This is a genomic window from Williamsia maris (assembly GCF_024171815.1).
In the GTDB taxonomy this organism is placed as follows: Bacteria; Actinomycetota; Actinomycetes; order Mycobacteriales; family Mycobacteriaceae; genus Williamsia_A; species Williamsia_A maris.
Window position 1 is genome coordinate 344112 of the sequence record NZ_JAMTCJ010000002.1, and the last position, 24062, is coordinate 368173.

The window sequence follows — 24062 nt, forward strand, 5'->3', positions numbered from 1 at the left end:
GACAACTGTGACAATGCAGGGTGACACTGTTGGGGACACCGCAAGCGCCGGCTGCACCATCACGGCCGCGCTGCCCTCAATCGACCGGGATCTGCACATCGGCGCGATCCGCGCCGTGTGCACACGGAACAGGAGACCCCAGATGTCTGCACCGACCACGACTGCACCGACCACGTTCGACTTCGATGCGATGCTGTCGAAGATCAAGGACAAGCAGTGGTCCCTGGCCGACATCGACTGGGACGCCCCCGGCGCCGAGATGATCGACCCGGAACTGCACGCCCGGCTCAAGCCCTTCATGTCGGACCTGATGTGGATCGAGAACGTCGGCGCCCGCGGGTTCGCGGCGATGGCGAAGAAGGCTCCGACGGACACGCTCCGTGAGATCTACACCTACTTCCACGCCGAGGAGCAGAAGCACGCCAACGCCGAACTCGCGCTCATGCGCCGGTGGGGCATGCTCGACGGCGACGAGATGCCCGAGCCCAACGTCAACGTCAAGCTGATCATCGACTGGCTCGACAAGCACGCCGACGGGCTGAGCCTCAGTGTGCTGGGCACCGTGATCCCGATGCTCGAGGTCGCCCTGGACGGCGCGCTGGTGAAGTTCATCATGGACGAGATCCACGACCCGATCTGCCAGGAGGCGTTCAAGCACATCAACTCCGACGAATCCCGGCATCTCGCTGTCGATTTCGCGGTGATCGAGCTGCTGGGCAACTCGACGATGCGCAAGCTGCTCGTCGACACCGTCGGCGCGTGGATGAACCCGTCGCTGATCATCGGAACCCTGCGCTACATCCCCCTGCTGAACAAGATGCGCGACAACATCGTCACCATGGGCGTCGACGAGGAACGGCTCTACAGCGCGATGAAGCGCTTCAAGAAGGTCGGGGAGCGCAACCCGGTCGCGCGGCGCGTGCCCATGTACCGCTTCATCCAGTGGCACGGTGACATGGTGATCAACCGCAATCACCCCTACCACCTCCTCGCCGATCGCCTGGTGAAGATCAGCAAGCACTACCCGACACGCACGCTCAACTCGAGCCCCACCTGGTCGAAGGAACTCACCTACGAGCCGACCGCCTGACGTGGGTCCCTCCCACGAGCCGGCCGGCGACGCGCCGTCGCGCACGTCCGGTCGCTTACAGCTCCAGGTCCGTGAGGTGATCCGGGAGACCGCCGACGCGGCGTCGGTGGTGTTCGAGGTACCAGCCGACGGGTTCACCTACCGCCCAGGACAGTTCATCACCGTGGGTGCGCAACTCCCGGACGGGATGGCACCGCGCTGTTACTCGCTGTCGAGTGCGCCCGGACACGACCCGCACCCGGCGATCACCGTGAAACGCGTTCCCGGCGGCCAGGTCTCGAACTGGCTGATCGATCACGCCACGCCGGGCATGAGCGTCGACATCATCCCCCCGACCGGCGCTTTCACGCCGCGTGAGTGGACCGATGACTTCGTGGTCGTGGCGGCAGGCAGCGGGATCACGCCGGCGATGTCGATCATCAAGACCGCGTTGATGACCCATGACAACGCCGTGACGCTGATCTACGCGAATCGCGACGAGCAGTCGGTCATCTTCGCGGCGGCCATCGAGGATCTCCAGCGGGCCTACCCGTCCAGATTCGCTGTCCGACACTGGCTGGAGTCCGAGCGAGGGTTACCGACGGCGGCCGAACTGGCGCCGCTGGTCGCCGACGGTGACGAGAACCGGGTCGCATACCTGTGCGGACCGACGCCCTTCATGGACGTCGCGCACGCGGCCCTGGAATCCGCCGGCCTGCCCGCGACGCGCATCCATCGCGAACTGTTCTATTCGTTGACCACGAACCCGTTCTCGGCGGCCGCGGCAACGACGGCCGCAGCACCCGCCGCTCCGTCCGCGCCCGCGGAGACCGGGGCGCGCGTCACCGTCGACATCGAGGGTGAGACCCACGAGGTGGCGTGGCCGCGCGACGCGATCCTGCTCGACGTCCTGCTGGACAACGGCATCGAGGCACCGTACGTGTGTCGCGAGGGCAATTGCGGCGGTTGCGAATACATCCTCACCGAGGGCGAGGTGGAGATGCGGGTCAACGACACCCTCGACGACTTCGACCTGCGTCGCGGCGCACGCCTGGCCTGTCAGTCGACGCCGGTCTCCGACGTCGTCGCCATCACCTACGACTGACAGCGAGTTGGCTCGTCGCGCCGATTCCCTCCGCCGACCGGACCTCGGACGCGAGATCGTCTGACCGGAAGTGGCAGCCCAGCGATCCCTCTCGTCGTGCCGCGGCGTCGACGACCGCGGCCGCCACCGCGGTCAGGTCGGCGTCCTCGACGTCGCGGATCGACCGGATCCGACGCACCTGGGCCGAGTCGATCAGTTCGGCGAGTCCGCCGAGTCCGGACGCATCACGGACCACCGCGGCCGACGCCGACATGGCGTCCTGCAGCACGTGACGCGGCAGCACCGGACGCGATTCGGAGATCGGCGGGTCGAACCGACCGACACTGGAGAACGTTTCTCGCACAGCGTCTTCGGCGACCGATGCGGCTCGTCGCCCCATCACCAGACCCTCGAGCAGGCTGTTCGAGGCGAGACGGTTGGCGCCGTGCAGCCCGGTGCGCGCGACCTCGCCGGCCGCGAGCAGCCCGTCGATCGAGGTGCGGCCGTCGATGTCGGTGACCACCCCGCCGCACAGGTAGTGCGCCCCGGGCACCACCGGGATCAGCTGCCGCTGCGGGTCGACGCCGATCGCCCGTACCCCGGCGGTCACGGTCGGGAACCGCTCGGCGACGTCGGGGATCGCTCGGGCATCGAGGTACACGCACGGCTCACCGCGCTCGGCCATCGCGGCGTGCACCGCCCGGGCGACCACGTCGCGCGGCGCGAGATCCCCCAGCGGGTGCAGACCGTTCATGATCGAGCGCCCCTTGGAGTCGACGAGTACCGCGCCCTCACCGCGTACGGCCTCGCTGATCAGCGTGCGGCGGCCACGGGCACCGGGTGAGTACAGCATCGTCGGATGAAACTGGATGAACTCGAGATCCGACACCTGCGCACCGACACCGAGTGCCAACGCGATGCCGTCACCGGTGCTGCCGGCAGGATTGGTGGTCGCGGCGTAGAGGTGGCCGAGGCCGCCGGTCGCGAGCAGCACCGACGAACCCATGACCCGGGCGTCGCGGCCGTCGGTGTCGCGCAGCTCCACCCCGACCGCTCGGCCGTCCGACATCAGGATCGACGTCACGATGCTGTCGTCGAGGACGCGGACGCGGCCGGCGTCGATCCACCGACGCACTGCGACCCCGAGCGCACGCTGCACCTGGGCGCCGGTCGCATCACCACCGGCGTGGATGATCCGCCGGACGCTGTGTCCACCCTCGCGTGTGCGCAGCAGGCGGCCGTCGATGTCGGTGTCGAAGCGCGCACCCCACCCGATGAGCGCGGTGACGGCGTCGTACCCGTCGACCAGGATCGCGCGCGCGGCCATCGCATCGGTGTGCCCCGCCCCCGCCACCAGCGTGTCGGCGAGATGCCGGTCGACGGAGTCCATGCCATCGGCGGGATCGACGGCAGCGGTCGGATCGACGACGGCGATCCCTCCCTGGGCGTACTGCGTCGCGGTGTCGGACGGGACTCCGGGACGCCACCGGCGCCCCTTGTTGATCACCGTGACCTGCAGACCTGCCTGGGCGGCGCTGACCGCGGCGGTCAGACCGGCCACCCCGGCACCGACCACGACCAGGTCGGTGCGCGTCGTCATCTCGTCCATCACGACCTCCGTCGCTCGGAGTTTTCGCCTGTCAGTCGAAAACGTCGTCTCAGCATAGCTCTCGCCCGCACCCGTCGGTCCCGGGAGCTGTTGCGCACTGCCCGATCAAGCGCTTGGTCGGGCGTGTTGTTGACTGATCGACGTGGATGAACTCGATCTCCGGACGCCGGTCATCGTCGGCGTGGGACAGGCATCGGAACGGATCGCCGACGACGACTATCGCGCCAGGGGTGCTGCCGATCTCGCGGCCGATGCCGTGCGCGCCGCCCTCTCCGACACCGGCGCGCCGGCCGAGGCAGTCGCGTCGGCGATCGACACGATCGCGGCCATGCGCGCCTTCGACGACTCCAGCCCGTACTCACTCGCGGTGCTCGGGGCCGCCGACAACGTGCCGCGTGCGGTGGCCGCACGCATCGGTGCGGATCCGGCGCGCGCAATCCTCGACGTGACCGGTGGGCAGAGCCCCCAGCACTCGGTGACCGAACTGTGCGCGGCCATTGCCTCGGGGGCGAGCGAGGTCGCCGTCTCGTTCGGCGCCGAGGTCATCTCCACCGTCCGACATCTCGCGGCGACGGACTCGCCGCCCGACTTCACCGAACACGTCGGCGGCACCCTCGACGACCGCGGTTTCGGTATCCGGGGATTGACGTCCGCGCAGGCCGCACTCCATGACCTCGTCAGCCCGCCGACGCAGTACTCGATCCTCGAGAACGCGCGCCGCGCCCGTCTCGGCGTGACCAGAGCCGAGTACCTCGCGATGCTGGGTCGGCTGTTCGCCCCGTTCACCGCGCTGGCCGCGGCCAACCCGCACGCGGCCGCGGCCACCGAACGCAGTGCCGACGAACTCGTCACGGTCACCGATCGCAACCGACGCATCACCGATGCGTACCCCCGATATCTGATCGCCCGCGATCAGGTGAATCAGGCTGCGGCGGTGGTGATCATGTCGCTGGGTCGGGCCCGCGACCTGGGAGTACCCGACGACCGGTTGGTGTTCCTGCACGGCCACGCCGATCTCACCGAGCACGAGCTGGGCATCCGACCCGACCTCGGCTCGAGCCCGGCCGCGGTCGCAGCGGTCCGCGAGGCGCTGTCGATGGCCGGGGTGGACCTCGATCAGCTGTCCGCCATGGACCTGTACAGCTGCTTCGGGGTGCCGGTGTTCAACCTGTGCGACGGCTTGGGCCTGGCCACCGACGACCCGCGCGGACTCACGGTCACCGGCGGCTTGCCGTTCTTCGGCGGCCCGGGCAACAACTACTCGATGCACGCGATCGTCGAGATCGCCCGGCGCGCACGCGCCGACCGCGGATCGTTCGGCATGGTCGCGGCCAACGGCGGCATCCTCAGCAAGCACTCGGTGGGGATCTACTCGACGGGCCCGGCACCGTGGCGACCGAGCACGAGTCCGTCGCTCCAAGCCGACCTCGACCGGACACCGACCGTGCCGTTCGCCTACCACGCCGACGGTCCGGCGACGATCGAGTCGTACTCGGTCACGTTCGACCGCACCGGATCCCGCTCCGCGGTGGTCATCGGCCGTCTCGACGACGGCAGGCGATTCGTCGCCACGCCCGTCGGCGACGACGAGGCCCTGCTCGACCTGCTCACCGGAGACGCCGAGCCCATCGGGCAACGGGTCCACGCGCGGGCCGTCGACGCCGGCAACCGGGTGGCGATCGACCGGTCGAGCATGGACCGGTTGCTGCCCGTGGTCGCACCGGTGTTCCGCGACCGCTACGACGGCCTGCGTCTGACGCGCCACGACCACGTCCTGGAGGTGACGATCGACCGACCCACCGCAGGCAACGCCGTCGACGCCGCCACTGCGCGCGATCTGGACGAGGTCATCGGGGCCTTCTGCACCGATGACGATCTGCGGGTCGCGATCGTCACCGGCGCCGGGACCGAGTACTTCGGTGTCGGAATCGATCTCGACGGTGTCGGGTCGTCCATGCAGGTCGCGCGACCGATCAACGGATTCGCCGGCCTGAGTGGGCGGCGCCACCTGTCGAAGCCGGTCATCGCCGCGATCAACGGTCGCGCAGAGGGTGCGGCCATCGACATGGTCCTGTCCTGCCATCTCGCGATCGCCGACGAGAGCGCGACGTTCGCGCTCCCGGAGACCGGGTTCGGACTGACCCCCGGTCTCGAGACTCTCGGACGGCTACCCGACGTGATCGGCCGGGCCCTCGCGCACGACATGATCCTGACCGGTCGCCGCCTCGACGCGACCGAGGCCGTGGCCGCCGGGTTGGTCTCCCGCGTCGTTGCCGCAGGAACCGTTCTCGACGTCGCACGTGAGATGGCCGCGACCATCGCGTCCCGGTCGCCGATCGCGGCGCGGGCGGCCCTGTCGTACATGGCCTCCGACGACACCAACCCCTCGCCGGTCGACGACGAGCTGATGGTCCACGCCGACACGCTCGAGGGATTGCGGGCACACCGGGAGGGACGCGGGGCGCACTTCCGGAACCGGTGATTGCCGGTTTTGTGGCGCGATGACCGATTCGATGGAAACGTGTGGGGGTGAGCGATTCCCCTGACCTGGTCCTCGGTCCGATCCTGCGTTACGTCGACACCCATCAGGCCACGGTCTGGGTCGAGACCGATCGGGCGTGCACGGTGGAGGTCTCGACATCCACCGGGTCGACCGGCAGCGAGCCGACGTGGGGAATCGGTGGACACCACTTCGCGATCGTCGTCCTCGACGGGCTGCCCGCGGCGTCCCTCGTCGACTACCGCGTCGAACTACGGTCCGACGAGCAGACCGCGAGTTGCTGGCCACCCGAGGACGTCCGCGCCGTCTTCCGTACCGCGGACCCCGATGGCGACGTGGGCATCTCGTTCGGTTCGTGTCGTCGCGGCGACACCTACGACGACGAGTCCCTGCAGCGCATCGGCGCCGACGCACTCGTCGGCTTGGCGCGACGGGTCCGCACCGAGGCACCCGCCCACTGGCCGGATCTGTTGCTGCTGCTCGGCGACCAGGTCTACGCCGACGACCCGTCGCCGGAGATCCTCCGACAGCTCCACACGCATCGGGCCGCGAACCCGGAGACGACCGCAGCGCTGGGCGACGAGGTCGCCGACGAGATCTGCGATTTCGAGGAGTACACCTGGCTCTACCGGGAGTCCTGGGGCACCCCGAAGGTCCGCGCGCTCATGGCCAGTGTGCCGAGCTGCATGATCCTCGACGACCACGATCTGCGCGATGACTGGAACTCCTCGGCGGACTGGCGACGGACCGTCACCGTCACCGACTGGTGGCCGCGACGGGTGGTCGGCGCGTTCACCTCGTATTGGATCTACCAGCATCTGGGGAACCTCTCGCCCACCGAACTCGCCGCCGACCCGATCTACGCGGCCGTCCGGGCGGCACCCGACGACGTCGCCCGGGAGAAGATCCTGGCCGACTTCTCGCTGCGCGCCGACGCCGAACCGGATTCGACGCGGTGGAGCTACGTGCGCGATCTCGGCCACACGCGGCTGATCATGATCGACTCCCGCTGTTCGCGAGACCTCACCCCGGAACGCCGCGCGATGCTCGACGTCGCCGAGTGGGAGTGGTTGCGCACGGTGACGCTCGAGACCGACGCGCGACACATCCTGTTCGGCACCTCCCTGCCCTATCTGATGCTCCCGGCGTTGCACCACCTCGAACAATGGAACGAGGCCGTCGCGCAGGGCGCCTGGGGTCCCCGCGCCTCCAAGGTCGGCGAGAGGCTGCGACTCGAGCTCGACCTCGAGCACTGGGCCGCATTCGACAACTCCTTCCGCGACATGGCCGGACTCGTCTCCGAACTCACCGCGCGTGCGACCCCGCCGGCGTCGGTGGTGTGGCTCTCCGGCGACGTGCACTGTTCGTATGTCGCGGAGGCGCAGCTGACCGAGAAGGCCACCCCGCAGACCGCGCTCTATCAACTGACGATGTCGCCGTTCCGCAACCCGCTGGAGCGACCCATCCGGGTGGTGAACCGCATCGCCATCCGCAAACCGATGGTCGGTCTGATGCGTCGACTCTCCCGACGTGCGCACGTACCGGAGACCCCGATGACGTGGCAGGCGACGGCGGGCCCGTGGTTCGACAACGGCGTCATGTCGCTGACGATCACCGGAGAACGCCTGCTGATCCGGGTGGAGCACGCATTCGTCGCGCCCGACCGATCGCAGCGGCTGTCGCAGACCCACACCGGTGAACTGACTCGCTGATCCTCTGCGCCCGACTCTTCTGCGCCTGACTCCTCTGCGCCCGACACCAGGAGGCGGTCAGTAGGGTGGAAAGAGCTTCATCCATCACTGACTCCAGACCCGGGTTCGTGCACAACCGTCAGGAGATCTCATGGCCGAATATCGCGTGATCAACCCCAAGGGCGACACCGTCGCCACCAAGGACTTCGATGCCGCGGACGACGCGTACTCGTGGTTCAAGGAAGCCCAGGACAACACCGAGCTCGGCTGGCGCCTCGAGGTGAACCACGACGGCGACTGGGCGTTCGTCGACGATTCCGAGGGCACCGACGACTCGACCTCCATCGACGATTCGGACGGACCGTCCAACTGATGTCCGTCGATGCCACCAACCCGGCCACCGGGGAAACCATCGGGACGTTCGAGCAGCTGACCGACGACGCGGTCGCGGACAAGATCGCGATCGCGGCGGAGGCGGCACGGACCTATCGCCTCACCTCGCTCGACGAGCGTGCCGCCGGTCTGCGCCGCGCGGCCGACATCCTCGACGAGGACAGCGAATCGTTGGCGGCGACCATGACCGCGGAGATGGGCAAGACCCTCACCGCGGCCAAGGCCGAGATCGCCAAGTGTGCGAAGGGGCTGCGGTACTACGCCGAACACGCACCGGAGATGTTGGCCGACGACATCGCCGACGCCGACGCCGTGAGCGCCGCACGGGCATTCCACCGTTTCCAACCGCTCGGGGTGATCCTCGCGGTCATGCCGTGGAACTTCCCGCTGTGGCAGGTCATCCGGTTCGCCGCCCCCGGTCTGATGGCCGGCAACGTGGGACTGCTCAAGCACGCGTCGAACGTCCCGCAGACCGCGCTCTACCTCGAGGACCTGTTCCGTCGGGCCGGGTTGCCCGACGGCGTGTTCCAGACGTTGATCATCTCCTCCAAGCAGGTGGAGAAGATCCTGCGCGACAAGCGTGTCGCCGCAGCCACTCTCACCGGCAGCGAGGGCGCAGGACGCTCCATCGGCGAGATCGCCGGTAGCGAGTTGAAGAAGGTCGTCCTCGAACTCGGCGGCTCGGATCCGTTCGTGGTCCTGCCGTCGGCCGACCTCGCGGCGGCGGCCAAGACCGCCACCACGGCGCGCTGCCAGAACAACGGTCAGTCGTGCATCGCGGCCAAGCGGTTCATCGTGCACACCGACGTCTACGACGAGTTCGCCGAACACTTCGTCCGCGAGATGGCGTCGCGGAAGGTCGGCGATCCCACCGCCGACGACACCGACATCGGCCCCCTGGCGACCGAGCAGGGGCGCACCGACGTCGTCGAGCTCGTCGACGACGCTGTCGCCAAGGGCGCCAAGGTGCTGACCGGCGGGACCGTTCCCGACGGTCCCGGGTGGTTCTATCCGCCGACGGTGATCAGCGAGATCACCACAGAGATGGACATCTACGGTGAAGAGGTCTTCGGACCGGTGGCGTCGCTGTACCGCGCCACCGACACCGACGACGCGTTGCGCATCGCCAACGACACCGACTTCGGTCTCGGATCCAACGTGTGGACCACCGACGACGCGGAGATCGAGAGGTTCATCAACGGACTCGACGCCGGTCAGGTGTTCGTCAACGGAATGACCACGTCGTACCCGGAGATCTCGTTCGGCGGCATCAAGAACAGCGGACACGGGCGCGAGCTGACCGCGTTCGGCATCCGGGAGTTCTGTAACGTCAAGACCGTCTGGGTCGCCGAACAGCCTTGAGGAGAAGCACTGTGAGCACCACCCGTAAGCGCCGACCGATCGCGCTGTCTCTGTTGGCCGCGGTCGCGGCGGTCATCGCCCTGGTCGCGGGATCGGCCACCGCCTCGGCGGCGCCCGGCCCGTTGAAGCCCATCGCGAAGCTCGACGTGCAGCGGTATCTGGGCGTCTGGAATCAGGTTGCGGCGATCCCTCAGCCGTTCAACCTGGACTGCCTGCGCAACACCCAGGCGAAGTACACCCTGGTCGATCCGAACAACATCAAGGTGGAGAACACCTGCACGAAGTTCACCGGTCAGCGCAGTGGCATCACCGGCAACGCCCGCGTGAACGATCAGCGGACCAAGGCGCAGCTGCACGTCAGCTTCCCGGGAGTCCCGTTCCAGGCCAACAAGTCCGGGCCGACGAACTACATCGTGACCTACATCGCGCCGGACTACTCGTGGGCACTGGTCGGCAGCCCGGATCGCCTGTCGGGCTTCGTGCTCAAGCGCGACAAGGGCGTCAACTCGTCGCAGTGGCGGTCGATCAAGAACGTGATCTCGTCGCGCGGTTACAACCCGTGCTTCTTCATCACGACACCGATCGACGGCGCGTACAAGAACATCCAACCCTTGTGCACGGTGCGCTGAGCGCACACCCGAGCGTCATCTGACCGACAACGCATCGCCGATCTTCTCGGCGATGCGTTGTTGTTCTTCGGCCGGTACCGAATCGGCCAGGACGACGATCACCCGCCGCACCGGAGCGACCTCGAGCGTGAGGAAACCGGAGTAACCGCCGGTCTCACCGTTGTGCCAGGCCCCGCCGTGGCTGTCGAGAATCCAGAAGATGCCCCGGCCCCGACCGACCGGTTCCACCGAGGTGTCGATGCCGGGCGCGGACCGGTCGACGAGCGCCTGGGCCAGGCGCGCGATGTCGGCCGGTGTCGAGACCACCCCACCGGCCGGCGCGTACCCGTCCATCGACCATCGCGCCGCACGCCGTCCTCCGTGCCAACCGCGCGGTGCCCGTGTCCCGTGTGACAAGGCCGACGTGTCCACCATCCCGATCGGTGTGAACAACCGGTCCTGCACCAATTCGGCGTACGAGACACCCTGCGCAGCAGCCACACTGATCCCGGCAACGGATGCCCCGAGGTTCGAGTACGACGACTCCCCCACCCGGCCACGCCGCGACCGCGCGGCGTCGGTCAGCACCCGCTGGGCCGTGATGCGCGCGTAAGGGTTGGTCAGGAACAGGCCGTGGGCGAGCACCCGGAGGGTCATGGCGGTCGTCGACGGCAACCGTGGGAGACCCGATGTGTGCGTGACCAGTTGAGCGACTGTGATGTCGGCCAGCGTCGGTGCTACGTCGTCGACGAGCGCGTCGAGCCGGGTGTCGAGGCTCAGCTCCCCGCGATCGATCCCGTCCGCGATCACCAGTCCGGTGACCACCTTGCTCAGCGACCCGATCTCGAAACGGTCGTCCGGTGACGCATCGACGAACGCCGTCCGCAGTGGCCGACCGTCCTCGGCGACGATCGCGGCGAGGCGGTGGGTGCGGTGGGTGACGAGTGTGTCGAGAAGGCCCGCGAGTTCGGTGTCGCCCGTGGCCGCGGCCGGGCGGTGCGCATGGGCCCGCAACCACAGCAGAACACGAGACAGCACGACGATCGCGAACACGAGGCTGAGCGCACCCGTGACGTTCTCGTAGATCGCCGACGCCACCGACATCTAGCGGGCCACCGTCGCGGTCGCGTGCGCGAGGATCTTGGGGCGCTTCTGCGTGGTCGCCTCGCCCGCCGCGTGCGACACGTCCTCGGCATGACCACGTCGGTGTCGTAGCCGCCGCACCCGCGCGCCGAGGTTCCGGTAGTCGCTGTCCTTGAGCAGGGTGAAGTCGGCGCCGATCATGATGAGGCCGAACGCCACCAGTCCCATGCACACGATGATGCCGACGTGCATCGACTCCAGGCCCGCCACGACCATCTCACGGAGCCATCGACGCTGCGTGAAGATGACGAACGGTACGGCGCACTCGACGACGATGGTGAATGTGCTGATGAACCAGCCGAGCCACAGGTTGTTCATCGCGGTCGGGTACAGACCGAACATCGTGAACTGGTTGATGTGGCTGACGTAGTAGGCCGCGACACCGGTGTTCCACATCGATCCGGTGAGTTTGTAGTAGCCGGCGACCGCGTAGACGACCACGACCTGGAAGACGATGAGGGTGGCGGCGATGTTGTGGGCAGACGTCGACAGGTACCGCAATTGCGGCCGGCGCGGCGGGGCGAAAGCGACCTCGCGCAACGACTTCGACCGCGGGGTCAGATATCGGTTCGTCACCGCGAACACCATGAAGATCAGAATGATGCGTACGAGGTTGTCGCCGCCCTCGAGAACGTCCTGGTTGCGGTCGTAGATGGACCACATGAAGATCAGGTGCACGAACGTGAGACCGCGGCCGCCGTAGACGGTGAAGAGCGCGGCGACCGCGAGGCCGACGAAGAACACCGCGTTGAACCAGACCTCCGAATGCGACCAGAAGTACAGCGACGTCAATGGTTCCGGCAGCGTGCCCCGTGCATCCGCGATGGAGATGTAGGCGTTCGGACCCCACAGCATGTCGCGGTGCCCCAGGTCGGACACGTAGTACTCGACGCCGCAGATCCCGACGATCAGGCGCAGGATCGACAGGCCGATCAGTCGGTGTTCGGTGGTACCGATCCGCATCAACCAGCGGTCGAGGGCGCCGGTTGCATGAACAGTGCGGCTGCGCAGCGCCGATGTCGTGTCAGATGTCATGACCCACCGTCGATGTCAGCCATATAGGGCAGCCATGAGGTCTGCAGCAACGGCGTGACCGGCATGACCGGGTGGTCGTTCCGTCGCGAGAACGGCACCATGTCCTGCTTGTAGAACGTCACCCGCACCTTGACGATCCGCGTCCCCGGGAACCGGGCGTGCGCGTAGTAGGAGGCAGCGCGGTCGAGGCTGTCGTAGGTGAATCGGTACTCGTGATCGAGCTCGGCGATCGCGGCCTGCCGGTTCTTCGGCGCCACTGTGCTCTTGATCGCCTGCAGCTTGGTGCGGTAGGTGTTCCACTCCTCGTTGGCGGCCAGACTCAGACCCGCCAGCTTGGTGGGGAGCACCGGATTCGCTATCGCCGCGTTCTCCAGTGGGGCCTCGATGTCGAACGGCGCCTGGGTCGTTCGCGTCCCACCTCTCTCCGTCACCGCGGTCACCTTGATCAGGCTGTTGGAGGTGGCCGGAGTGGGGGCGAAGAGCTGCCAGTCCTGGTCGAACACCGGGTGGATGACCTTGTTCGCCGGTACCGCGACGCGAGTCTGCACCGGCGACGACGGCATGTCGACCACGATGGCACAGACGGCGTAGATCGCCGCGCACAGAAGGAGAAGGCAAACCACGGCTTTGGGGCCGCGGCCCACCTTCTCCGTCGAATCCTGATCGGTCACAGGGGCAAATCAGCTCGTCGGTACGTCGAACTGAGCGTCCAGCGGGTCGCTCGACACGCTCAGCGAGTCGTAGATGCGTGCGTTGCCCGCGCTCGACGACGACGAGCTGCTCGACTCCGAGCTCGACGAGGACTCCGAGCTCGACGACTTGACGGCGGTGACAGCTTTCGCGGTCACCTTCACCGCGGTCTCGACGGCTTTGCCGCCCACCGCACCGGTCACGCCGGCGACGACGTCGTTGGCGATGTCGTGGAAGAACCTCGGCTGCGCGACGGTGCCGTCGCCCAGGACCTCCGCGCTCGGCGAACTGGGTGCCGCCGACTCGGTCGACGCAGATGACGTCGTGGTCGTGGTCGCGGTGGCCGGTGCGGCACTGGCCACCGCCGGGCCGGTGACGACGGCCGCGACTGCAACCACTGCCGTGGCCGCTGCGGTCAGAGTGATTCGAGTCTTCATCGTGGGACCTCTTCTACTCGGTGAATGGTTTCTCTCACAACACATTTCGAGAAGTGGATCCGTGCTTCGCCGACGCGGGACCCGTGTGCGAGAGATGCGCACCCGGGGTCGGGCACGCACAACAGTCGATCAGCAATCCGCGTCGTCCGGCTCGTCTGGGACGGAGACCGGGAACCCCGCGAGGGGCGCGTGCACTGAAACTAGAACAGGACACGATTATTTGCAAGGGTAATGTTTCACCCCGCGAGATCGAAAGGTGTTGACCGCGAGTTGGATCCGCGACCGGTTCAGGACATATGCCCCAATAGTCCGCTTCGGTCAGAGGTAGCGGCCGACCGCCCAGCCGCGCCGGGCCTCCGGGCCCACCTCATCGACCTCGACACCGTCGGCGAAGAGTCCCGTCTGCACGACCAGGCCGTCGGCGATCGCATCGCCCCATGCACGAACGGGGTCGGGACCCCACGGCTTGTGCGGGAGGAGGTCGTCGAAGACGACGATGGTGTTCTCGTCGGCGCATGCGCGCATGTTGCGGATGTCGGCGATCGCGACCTCGTAGGTGTGCCCGCCGTCGATGAAGATCAGATCGAACGGCGTGCCGTGCCCCTCCTGGGCGAAACGCGGAACGGTCTCGCGGGAGTCCCCGGGGACGAGGGTGTGACGGCCGGGGAACTCGCCGTCCATGAACTCCTTGGCCATCGTCACGTACTCGTGCTCGACGAGGTCGAACGAGGTGACGTGTGCAGCAGGGGCGGCGCTGAGGAACGCGAAGCTCGAGAATCCGGCGTTGAACCCGATCTCGGCGATGGTGCGAGCCGAGGACGCGCGCGTCACGTTCTCCAGAAAGGCGATCTGCTCGTCACTGACGGACCCCTCGATCGTCCAGCCGCGGCCCCGCGCGTCGTCGACAACCCGGATCAAGCTCTCCATGCCCATGCAGATCTCCTCGTCAGTGGCGAGACGGGTCCACGGCCTCGCGGCCTCCATCCTATGAAGTGGCTTCGCCCATAACCGGCACCCCGGGGGGCTACCGCAGGACGTGGTACCTCAAGTGCGCGACGCCCGGCGCCTCGAGTACCCGGACCAGTTGCATCGCGGGTCGACCCGGCGCGAACCCGTCGAACAGTCGCTCTCCGGACCCCAGCAGTTCCGAGCTCACCTGTAGGTCGATCTCGTCGACGAACCCGGCCGCTATCGCCTGGCGCGCGCACGATGCGCCACCGGCGATGGAGATGGGTCGGTCCGATGCGGCGGAGACCGCCTGGTCGTAGGCCGCCTCGATACCGTCGGTGACGAAGAAGAAGGTGGTCCCGCCGCTCATCTCGATCGGCTCGTGCGCGTGATGGGTCAGCACGAACACCGGGCAGTGGTACGGCGGCTCGTCCCCCCACCAGCCTCGCCAGTCCGAGTCACCCCACTCACCGCGGACCGGACCGAACATGTTGCGGCCCATGATGGTCGCACCCATCCCGTCCATCATGTCCGCCATCACCCGGCGGTTGACCGGGTGATCGGCGTCGGGCCCGATGTGCCAGCTGTGCAGAGCCGGGCCGCCGATTCCCAGTGGGTTGTCCTCGCTCTGCGACGGGCCGGCGACGTATCCGTCGGCCGATATCGACATGGACAGGTTGGTTCTGGTCATCGTGTTCTCCGTTCCGATCGTGTGGACCATTGTGGTGGCGCTGCGTCGTCAGACTGCGCCGGACGACAAAACTCATCGCGCTGCGTTGGGACGGCTCCCACCGTCGCGTCGACCGTGGCATCTCCGCGCGAGGCCTCGGCTACCGTTACCCCTCGTGCGCGCATTCGTCGTCTCGGTCGCTGTCCTGCTCCTCACCACCGTCGCCGCGGTGATCCCGTCGGCATCGGCCGCGCCGGGTCCGGGCGGCTATCGGACCACGCTGCTGTACTTCTCGGTGCACACCGGCCCGAACCGGGCCACCCCGTGCACCATCGTCGGCGAATTGCGGGTGCCGAACAGTGCGACCGCTCGCACCCGCGCGCCGGCGATGCTGACCACCAACGGGTTCGGCGGTTCGTACAAGACGCAGGAACCCACCGCGAAGTACCTGGCCTCGCAGGGGTACGTGACGCTGTCCTACTCCGGACTGGGCTTCGGGGGCAGCAGCTGCAAGATCACCCTGGACAGCCCGGGCAATGACGGTGTCGCCGCCTCGCAATTGATCAGCTACCTCGGGGGCGCACGCGGCATCGCGTTCACCGACAAGGCCCTGCGACGGCCCGCGCCGGTGCTCGACTCCGTGCGACGCGACCGTGTCGCCCACGACGGCAGGCCGCACGCCAACGATCCCCGCGTCGGGATGATCGGTGGATCCTACGGCGGCGGAATCCAGTTCGCGGCCGCGAGTGTGGACCCGCGCATCGACACGATCGTCCCGCTGATCACGTGGAACGACCTGTCGTACTCGTTGGCGCCGAACTCGACGAGCGCGTTCTCCGGTGTCAGCTCGCGGGTGCCCGGAGCCTCGAAGACGAGCTACACCACCGACCTGTTCGAGACCGGCGTCAAGAACCCCGGCCGCGCCGGCTACGCGAGTGACCCGGCCCGCGCGGTGGGGTGCCCGAACTTCGTCGCCTTCCAGTGCGCCGCGATCACCGAGGGCACTCTGACCGGGCAGCTCAGCCAGGCGTCGGTCAACAGCTTCCGCGCCACGTCGATCACCAGCTACGTCGATCGGATCAAGGTCCCGGTCCTGCTGGGGCAGGGTCAGCAGGACACCCTGTTCGATCTCAACGAGGGCCTCGCGACCTACCGCGCCCTGCGGGCGCGCGGTGTCGAGACGAAGATGATCTGGCATTACTGGGGACACAGTGGCGAGCCTGCCCCCGGCGAGTACAGCGACGACGCGCCCGACCGCACCACGCAGTACGAGACCGGCCGGATCTTCGACTGGCTGGACCACTACCTCAAGGACTCCGGCGCCGACACCGGTCCGCGGTTCTCGTACTTCCGCAACTGGATCGACTACCGCGGAAACGCCCGTCCCGCTTACGCGACTGCCGATGACGTGCCGAAGGGCGCTCCGACCACCTTCGGTCTGTCCGCAGGCGGCCGGCTCGTGAGCGCACCGGCGCGCTCGGTGCCCGGCGCGACCACCATCGCGACCGCGTTCACCGGTCGTTCCGGTTCGGCGAGCTGGACCACCGGAACTCTCGCGTCACCCCTCGACGTCGTCGGAATCCCGACCATGACGCTGCGAGTCCGAGCGATCGGCCAGCCGGTGGTGTTCGCAAAGATCTACGACGTGGCCCCGAACGGCGCGGCCACGTTGATCAACGACCTCGTCGCGCCCGTGCGTATCGCGAATCCTGCTGCACCGGTGCGGGTCACGTTCCCCGGGTTGGTGCATCGCTTCGCCGCCGGCCATCGTCTGCAGGTCCGCGTCACCGGTAGCGATCCCGGCTTCCGCGGTGGACTCCTCGGCCAGCCGGTGACACTGCTCAGCGGACCCGGTCAGTCGCTGACGGTGCCGGTGGTGGACTGATGCCAAGCGTCGAAGCGAAGGACGAATTGGCGAGCGATAGCATGCCCGACAGGGGCCCAACGTCTTAACTCAGCCGGGGGCAATCCTGATGCCCCCGTTCACCCCGGATCTCCGCGTTGAGTCTCAATCTGCCTATAACCTGCGCGGAGCGCCAGCCGGTCTGCCTGACCGGACAAGACGCAATGATGCGACGTCTGGTTATGAGCAACACCAAGAGAAGGGCCCGGCTTGACGCGACCCAAGTACAAAGGTCACGCCTTGCTCCCGCGATCGATGGGCAAGGCGAGTGAGCCCTTCCTCCCCGAAATCGGTCAGGTCTATCAAATCAACACCATCGCGTACACCTTTGGAACTGACCCGGCCGCCGAGCGGCCAGCGGTCGTCTTGACGGTGCCGCCGGTGGCCGGGTCCTTCGCGCCGATTCAGATCGTGACGCGAACGTCGCAGTCAGTTCCCGGAGTCACTCACCCCGCCGATAGCGCTCTCAAACTCGATAAGGATGGAGTGTTTTCGACCCTCGGCTCCGTAGAGCAAAGCCTCTGGCAGCCTGGCAATGTCCAGCTTCTCGGGTGGCTTCCGAACCCGTACCTGACCCGCGTTATTGAGCGATTCTCGTGACACCTCGAGACGAACTTCTGACGACGGGCCGCCTGGGCGGGGAGGGTGCTCAACTCCTCTACGAGACAGTACGCCTCGCTTCAGTGGCGTACCGATTCCCACCTCCCGACGGTCACGCCTATTGGGAGGAAGGCGACATACAGGCCGCTGCCCACGAGTTTCTGCAGGGTGAGCGCGGTGCTCGACGATTGCTTGACTTGGCCGTCCGTTCGGTTGACGGCCCATCGTTTAGTCGACTGCTGACCGCCGCTGTGCGCAACTTTCTACGAGATCAGGCCCGCAGCACCGAGCTCGGAAAGCTGATCGTGCGACTCAAGTCGGTGCTTCGTGATGAGTCCGAGTTCGTCGAAATCCCTCGATCCGGAGAGGCTCTGTGGACAACCCGCGGTGGCGACTCCGATCCAAGCGTCACCTCGCCAGCTGCACTGGCGGCGGTCACTCGACACGTGGAAGTAGTGGTTCCAAAATGGACTAGTGAGACTAGAGATGCTCCTCTGGCCGATCGAGATTCCTTGATACGCCTCATCCGTGCAGTACTTGAGGCGGCAGCAGGAAGTTTGGACGCGATCGAGATTGCGCACGCTTTAGCGGCTCGGCTTGAGCTCCGGCGCGCACCGTTGACATTGGACCTTGACGGCGGTCGCGGTTACTCGGAGCCCGTCGCGGTTGATGGGGATCCCGCATCAGCGACTGTCTCAGCCGTGAGGGCCACCGAGATATTTCAAGGTCTGAGCGATCGCGAGAGGATAATCGTAGCGACGGTTGAGGACAGCATTCGCGACCTCGGTGCACTCATCGGTACCGGAAAGTCACAGGCTGCTCATCTGCGCCAGCGCCTGTTTGAGCGCATGGCAGGCGAGCTTAGAGACGACGACCAGCCCGAAGAGACCGTAGGCACGCTGATTGTGCTCTGCGACGATTGGGTAAGGCGCCGGACAGGAACTGCTGATGCACCGTCTAAATGACATGTACCAATAGAAGAGAGGTGAGACCAAGTGACCGACCACCCGTCCCTTATAGAGCTTCGCGATCTTCTTGAGGGCGAAGAGTCCACGACCGATATTCGCCGACACCTGGAAGGTTGTCTTGCCTGTCGCGTTCGATACTCGCGCATCGCCCACACCGATCAGCCTCGGATACCCGCGGCAGAAACGGTCCAGCGGATTGTCCAGGGCTCGGAGGTCATTCCTGGTATTCGCGAATTGGCCAAGGCTTCGAAAGGCGACTCACCGGAAGCCGGTGAACTGTGGAGGGTGGGTCGAAACGAAGCCATGCTTGTGTGGGTCCGCAGGAACTTCCACGACGGGGCAGTCGATGTCATCCCCGTTGTCCTCGACGTTGAGCTCGCCGATGAGCACACTCTCCTCGTGCCGGCATCGAGATCGCCTCTACTTACCGACCTCGCTGCAGTCGTGACGTTACGGAGTCACCTGCATCACGAGGCCTTCATCGACCGAGTCGGATCGCTGGACATCGCCTCCGACATCGAAGAAGTTGTCGCTGCGCAGCGCACGGGTCGGCTTAGTCCCGCTCGTGTTGGGCCGAGCATCCATGCCGAAGATGACGAGAGGTTGGAGTACCGGCAGGCGCTTCGAGACCTTCTGGCCGAGCTCACGCCGAGCGCATGGACGCCTAGCGGCGTGGACACAGGCCCACCCTCACGGTCCGAGATTCGACCCCGAGCTAAGGAACGGGATCGACGATGGTTTGAGCGTCGAGTTGCGGAACGTTTGCCATCAGCGAGTTGCATCCTGCTGGAAGATGAGTCGTTCACCATCAGTCCGGGAGCGGGGCTGGAGCCCTTCTCAAAGGTGGTATATCTCGACACGGCGGTGCTGGTGCTCACTGTCGACTCACTAGAGCGAGTCCAGACCCGCCTGTCAGATCTGGCTTCGGCGTGTATCTCGGCCGCTCGTTCTTCGCCCGACGCTGACGCGGTTTGCGTCACTGAGCGAGCCGGCGATTGGGAGAGTTTGCTGTTCAGCCAGGCCTCTCTCCGAGAAGCGCTGGTGCTGCCGTCCGGGACCACAGCCGGCCCAGTTGCAGTCCTTTCTGGGTTGGGAGTCATGGACACGCTCTGGAAGCACCTTGAGGGAAGCATCTCGGCTTGGGAGGCGACCGACCAATCGCCCGGCGGACTCGGGGCAGTCGACGTGGCTTCGATAGCTTCCCGTCATGTTCTGACATCAATTGGAGCGGTCGAAAGCCAAGGACGGCGGGCGCAACAGGATGCAAAGAAGACGACCTGGACACGCCTCGATCCCCAATTAGCCGATCGCGTTTCCCGCTTTGTGACTTCCGTAACGGGCTCAACTACCCCGGCAGAAGCCTTGTCTACTTTCGAACGAGAGATTCGTGATGATCAGGACTCTTAAGCTGCGTAACTGGCGTAATTATCAAGACGTGTCTCTGAACCTCGATACCGGCACGACCTTCGTGGTTGCTTCGAACGGAATTGGAAAAACATCGCTGGTCGAGGCCGCAAGGTGGGCGTTGTTTGGTACTGCCCCATCCTCAGGATCACCGGTACGCGTCGGGGCAGATCAAGCCGTTGCGGTCGTCGAACTCGTCTTGCCGACCGATCAGGTCTTGACTATCGAACGAGTCGCAGGCGCCAAGCGCGTGCGACCCGCGTCCGGTAAGCCGACTATCCACCTGGATGGAGCACTAATCGATGAGGACGCGTTCAACGCTCTCTTACGGCAGGTGTACGGAACCGAGCCAGACTTCCTGGCCAGACTCACGATGCCGGCAGCTTCGCGGGATCAGGAGTCCCCGAGAGGACTTGGGCTAGAAGATCACCTCGGGCGATACTTCGGCGTCGAAGGACTACAGCGAGCTGTCGAACTGTTGGACGCTGAAATCAAGAGCACCGAGAAACAAATCCGCCAACTCAAGAACGCGAACGCAGCAAGCGCCCACCGGCTCGCCGATTTGGCGAAAGCATCTGCAGCGGCGGCCGAATCAACAAAGCTTGCCGCGATCAGACACAAAGCCGCGGACGACGTGCTGAAGCAAACCGACAAGCAGCTGCGTGCAGAACGAGAACGGTCTGAGTGGCAGTCTCGGTACGACAGGTGGGTCAAGGAGTCGACTGATGTTGCCGCTGAAGTCGCGCTCACCCTTAACCACGACGTGCGCCTGCTCGACATTGAGACGACACTCGAGAGCCGCAGCGAAGAGTTCTCTCAAACTGTCCAGGCCGCTCGCGTTGAAATCGCCGTCCGCGAGTCTCGAGCCGAAGGCATTCGTGCCAACCAAGAACGGCTCGAGGACTCCCACGACAAAGACTGCCCGGTCTGTCGTCGCCCACTCGACGGGGACACAGTGGCGCTAGCTAACCAGACGAGCAACGACGAACTCCATGCGCTGTCAATGGAGATCGAGGCTTTTCGGACCGAGATATCAAACGCGTTAGATCAGAGACAGCACTTGTTGAGTGTCCTCCAGAAGTGGAGGCAAATAGCGTCTCCGGGCACGGAACCTGCCCTGCCCGACTCACCCTCCGCAAGTCCCGCAGACATGGGTCTGGCGCAGGCATCTCTCGATCAGACCCTCGAGGAACTGATCACAGCAAGAGCGGAGCAAACAAACACCGTTCGCCAACTTGACGAGGCCCGCGTAGCTGACGACGCAATGAAGCAGCTCCACATGCTGTTCGGGAACGAAGCGAGTCTTCGTGTCGCCCTGCAGACGACAGAGGCGACGCTCGACGAGCTGCTCGCCCAAACTATTCAACCGCTTGCTTCCGAAGTAGACCAGCGGTGGAAAACGCTATTCCCCGACCGGGGGAACATTACGACACACTCCGACGGCTCCATCACACGAAACATCAATGGGCACAACCTGCCCTACGACTCCTTCAGCACCGGCGAAAGCATGGGTGCGACGATTGTCCTGAAATTGCTCGTTGCCCAGATGGCAACTCTCGCGGACTTCTGCTGGTTCGACGAACCGCTTGAGCACCTGGACCCAGACGTCCGGCGACAAGTCGCGAACATACTTGCTCGTGCCTCGGACGGCGCCGGCCAACTGCGACAGATCCTTGTGACGACGTACGAAGAACCCCTTGCACGGCGGATTCACGAAAGAAGTCCCGAACAAGTCCATCTCATCGACGTGAGGCAAGCCCCGGCGGCCCGCGTCGCACCAACACGACCCGCTGTCTAACTTGCTCGGACGGACTACGTGTGGTCTCGATAAGGGGCTGGTGGACAAACAACTACGGTCCAACGTCTGCCCATAGTGCAAGGGAGAAATCCTCCCAGACTAAGGAGCACCCGATGGAGTCTGTAACGAAGAAGACCACAACGCTGGTCGTCAATGCCCGCGCTCGCGAATGGGACGCCAGAGAAATCACGTTCGAGGAACTTGTCGGTTTGGCCTACCCGGACCCGCCGCTAGGGAGCAACGTCGAGTACACAGTTACCTTCCGTCGGGGAAACGGCAACAAACCCGAAGGATCACTCAAGCCTCGCCAGTCGGTCAAAGTGAAGGACGGCATGATCTTCGATGTCACTCCTACTGATCTCTCGTAGCCCGGACCTCGAGGAGCTGCACCTCGCTGGCTACGCAATCGAGGTGCAGTGTGGTTTTCTACTCGTCCGCGATGTGCCTTACCTGGACTCAACTGGTTCCGTCCGAAACGGAACCCTTTGTTGCGCGCTAGAACTCGCTGGCGAGCGAACCGCGCAACCGACTGACCACACCATGCTATTCGAGGGCGAAATACCGCACCGCTCAGACGGCGGGCCACTGACGATCCTGGCAGGTAGCGGGCGGCAAAACCCAGTACAGGGCGTTTGGGCCGACCACCACTTCTCGCGTAAGCCCACCGACAACGGTCATCGCTACCGCGACTACTTCCACAAGGTCACCACATACGTGTCGATCTTGGAGTCTGAAGCTCAAGCGGTCGACCCGCATGTGACAGCACGATCAAACATTCCCGTTCCTGTGCTTGAGGGTGAGCAGTCCGTGTTCGTGTACTCGGACACCGCTTCGTCGCGTGCTGGTATAGAGCGGACCGCAGCGAGACTCGCGGTCGGACCAGTCGCCATCATAGGTCTTGGCGGCAGCGGTGGTTACGTTCTGGACCTGGTCGCGAAGACACCAGTCACAGAGGTTCATCTCTTCGACGGGGACCGGTTTATCCAGCACAATGCGTTTAGAGCACCTGGTGCGCCTGCGCTGGACGACCTTGAACAAATTCCCAGCAAGGTGGACTACTTTTCGCGCATTTACTCGCGGATGCACAACGGAGTTCGATCGCACCCCTACCGCATCGACACCGACAACGTGACTGAACTAGCCACGATGTCGTTCGTCTTCGTCGCGGTCGACGACGGAGAAGCCCGACGCCAAATCTGTTCAGGCCTCGAGCAACTCGGAGTGAGCTTCATCGACGTCGGCATGGGCGTGTACGAGGTGAACCAAATCCTCGGCGGCCAGGTACGTATCACCGCAAGCACTTTGAACAACCGCGAGTCTGCACACGCGCGCCTCCCCTTCGGTAGCCGCGACCCCAACAACGATTACATGTCGAACATCCAGATAGCAGACCTAAATTGTCTTGCGGCAACGTTGGCCGTCATCAGGTGGAAGAAGCTAGTTGGTTTCTACCAAGACACCGAAAACGAGATGAATACGGTGTACTCGGTCGGCGGCAACTGCCTGATCAATGAGGATTATCTGTGAAGACCGACTGGTACACACACGAATTCGTTGAATTCATCCCCGAGAACCCGCGAACGAGTGTGCTTTACGTCTCGCTCTACTACGGGACCGCAGTTCACCTGTGCATGTGCGGATGTGGATACGAAGTCACCAATCCGCTGTCTCCCCAACAGTGGAGGTTGATCTTCGATGGTCGCCACGTGTCCCTCACCGAGTCGGTCGGAAACTGGAGTTTCGAGTGCGAGTCGCACTATTGGCTCGAGGGCGGCGCGGTCGTGTGGGAACCTTCATGGTCACGCAGGCGCATCGCATCCGGTCGGAAAGCCACCAGACGGCGAATAGATGAGTCATTCAATGCCACTTCAGTGCCACACCAGTCCGCTGGCCCGGTCACGCGGAGAGCGCCATGGGTGCGCCGCATCTGTTCTGCCATTGGTCGCCGCCCCTGATGTCAAATTTTCCTGGGCACACTGCGGCGGCGACTAATGGCGACCGCCCCGTGCTGCGAAGCTCCCGCGCGTGTCTCCCAGCCACAATTGCGGCAACGAGATCGCTTCGACTGCTACACGGCCGCTTTGAAGGCCCACAACTGGCCGGAAAGTCGCGATTCAAGTACAGAAACCCGCGATCGACCTTTGTCGAAG

22 protein-coding genes are annotated in these 24062 nt (G+C 65.3%); 15 read left to right on the top strand and 7 right to left on the bottom strand.

Annotated elements, in window-relative coordinates; all coding sequences use genetic code 11:
- Positions 1 to 142: 142 nt before the first annotated feature.
- Positions 143 to 1090, top strand: coding sequence for a ferritin-like domain-containing protein (locus LX13_RS08600; protein WP_253660925.1), 948 nt, complete (start codon positions 143 to 145; stop codon positions 1088 to 1090).
- A gap of 76 nt (positions 1091 to 1166) precedes the next feature.
- A complete protein-coding gene (locus LX13_RS08605) occupies positions 1167 to 2174 on the top strand; it encodes a 2Fe-2S iron-sulfur cluster-binding protein (RefSeq protein WP_308214722.1) in 1008 nt (335 codons plus the stop codon).
- On the opposite strand, the gene nadB is transcribed toward LX13_RS08605, so the two are convergent.
- Positions 2161 to 3762 (bottom strand): L-aspartate oxidase, encoded by a 1602-nt coding sequence (gene nadB, locus LX13_RS08610; protein WP_253660927.1) that lies wholly within the window; start codon positions 3760 to 3762, stop codon positions 2161 to 2163. The genes LX13_RS08605 and nadB overlap by 14 nt on opposite strands.
- A gap of 142 nt (positions 3763 to 3904) precedes the next feature.
- Here nadB and LX13_RS08615 point away from each other — a divergent pair, with 142 nt between their 5' ends.
- From LX13_RS08615 to LX13_RS08635, 5 genes are all read left to right on the top strand, one after another.
- Positions 3905 to 6244, top strand: coding sequence for an acetyl-CoA acetyltransferase (locus LX13_RS08615; protein ID WP_253660928.1), 2340 nt, complete (start codon positions 3905 to 3907; stop codon positions 6242 to 6244).
- Positions 6245 to 6291: 47 nt separating this feature from the next.
- Entirely contained in the window at positions 6292 to 7974 is a 1683-nt protein-coding gene (locus LX13_RS08620; protein WP_253660929.1) for a DUF7800 domain-containing protein, read from the top strand.
- A 130-nt stretch (positions 7975 to 8104) separates the two neighbouring features.
- A complete protein-coding gene (locus LX13_RS08625) occupies positions 8105 to 8326 on the top strand; it encodes a hypothetical protein (protein WP_253660930.1) in 222 nt (73 codons plus the stop codon).
- A complete protein-coding gene (locus LX13_RS08630; protein ID WP_253660931.1) occupies positions 8326 to 9708 on the top strand; it encodes an NADP-dependent succinic semialdehyde dehydrogenase in 1383 nt (460 codons plus the stop codon). The genes LX13_RS08625 and LX13_RS08630 overlap by 1 nt, the downstream gene beginning before the upstream one ends.
- A gap of 11 nt (positions 9709 to 9719) precedes the next feature.
- Positions 9720 to 10337, top strand: a complete 618-nt coding sequence (locus tag LX13_RS08635; protein WP_372499861.1) for a lipocalin family protein — start codon at positions 9720 to 9722, stop codon at positions 10335 to 10337.
- A 15-nt stretch (positions 10338 to 10352) separates the two neighbouring features.
- Here the strand turns inward: LX13_RS08635 and LX13_RS08640 are convergent, their stop codons facing one another.
- The 6 genes from LX13_RS08640 to LX13_RS08665 form a co-directional block, all read right to left on the bottom strand.
- On the bottom strand, positions 10353 to 11420 hold the full coding sequence (locus LX13_RS08640) for a serine hydrolase domain-containing protein (protein WP_253660932.1): 1068 nt from the start codon (positions 11418 to 11420) through the stop codon (positions 10353 to 10355).
- Positions 11421 to 12494 carry an HTTM domain-containing protein gene (locus LX13_RS08645; RefSeq protein ID WP_253660933.1) on the bottom strand — a complete coding sequence of 358 codons (1074 nt, stop codon included), beginning with the start codon at positions 12492 to 12494 and terminating at the stop codon, positions 11421 to 11423.
- Complete coding sequence (locus LX13_RS08650) at positions 12491 to 13165, bottom strand: DUF5819 family protein (protein ID WP_253660934.1); 675 nt, start codon at positions 13163 to 13165, stop codon at positions 12491 to 12493. Before LX13_RS08650 ends, LX13_RS08645 begins: the two co-directional genes overlap by 4 nt.
- Positions 13166 to 13174: 9 nt before the next feature.
- Positions 13175 to 13621 (bottom strand): hypothetical protein, encoded by a 447-nt coding sequence (locus LX13_RS08655; RefSeq protein WP_253660935.1) that lies wholly within the window; start codon positions 13619 to 13621, stop codon positions 13175 to 13177.
- Between the two features lie 318 nt (positions 13622 to 13939).
- The gene (locus LX13_RS08660) at positions 13940 to 14554 is read right to left on the bottom strand and encodes an O-methyltransferase (RefSeq protein WP_253660936.1); all 615 of its coding nucleotides are present in this window, start codon (positions 14552 to 14554) and stop codon (positions 13940 to 13942) included.
- Positions 14555 to 14645: 91 nt separating this feature from the next.
- Positions 14646 to 15260, bottom strand: a complete 615-nt coding sequence (locus LX13_RS08665; RefSeq protein WP_253660937.1) for a dihydrofolate reductase family protein — start codon at positions 15258 to 15260, stop codon at positions 14646 to 14648.
- 154 nt (positions 15261 to 15414) lie between these two features.
- Here LX13_RS08665 and LX13_RS08670 point away from each other — a divergent pair, with 154 nt between their 5' ends.
- From LX13_RS08670 to LX13_RS23590, 8 genes are all read left to right on the top strand, one after another.
- Positions 15415 to 17124, top strand: a complete 1710-nt coding sequence (locus LX13_RS08670) for a CocE/NonD family hydrolase (RefSeq protein WP_253660938.1) — start codon at positions 15415 to 15417, stop codon at positions 17122 to 17124.
- A 228-nt stretch (positions 17125 to 17352) separates the two neighbouring features.
- Entirely contained in the window at positions 17353 to 17742 is a 390-nt protein-coding gene (locus LX13_RS08675) for a hypothetical protein (protein ID WP_253660939.1), read from the top strand.
- A 701-nt stretch (positions 17743 to 18443) separates the two neighbouring features.
- Complete coding sequence (locus tag LX13_RS08680; RefSeq protein ID WP_253660940.1) at positions 18444 to 18707, top strand: hypothetical protein; 264 nt, start codon at positions 18444 to 18446, stop codon at positions 18705 to 18707.
- A 30-nt stretch (positions 18708 to 18737) separates the two neighbouring features.
- Positions 18738 to 20117 (top strand): hypothetical protein, encoded by a 1380-nt coding sequence (locus tag LX13_RS08685; RefSeq protein WP_253660941.1) that lies wholly within the window; start codon positions 18738 to 18740, stop codon positions 20115 to 20117.
- Between the two features lie 28 nt (positions 20118 to 20145).
- Entirely contained in the window at positions 20146 to 21912 is a 1767-nt protein-coding gene (locus LX13_RS08690) for an AAA family ATPase (protein WP_253660942.1), read from the top strand.
- Between the two features lie 113 nt (positions 21913 to 22025).
- Entirely contained in the window at positions 22026 to 22280 is a 255-nt protein-coding gene (locus tag LX13_RS08695) for a multiubiquitin domain-containing protein (RefSeq protein WP_253660943.1), read from the top strand.
- Positions 22255 to 23439: a ThiF family adenylyltransferase gene (locus tag LX13_RS08700; RefSeq protein ID WP_253660944.1), complete on the top strand. Its 1185-nt coding sequence runs from the start codon at positions 22255 to 22257 to the stop codon at positions 23437 to 23439. Before LX13_RS08695 ends, LX13_RS08700 begins: the two co-directional genes overlap by 26 nt.
- Positions 23436 to 23867, top strand: coding sequence for a ubiquitination-like system serine protease family protein (locus tag LX13_RS23590; protein ID WP_486389598.1), 432 nt, complete (start codon positions 23436 to 23438; stop codon positions 23865 to 23867). Before LX13_RS08700 ends, LX13_RS23590 begins: the two co-directional genes overlap by 4 nt.
- Positions 23868 to 24062 lie beyond the last annotated feature (195 nt).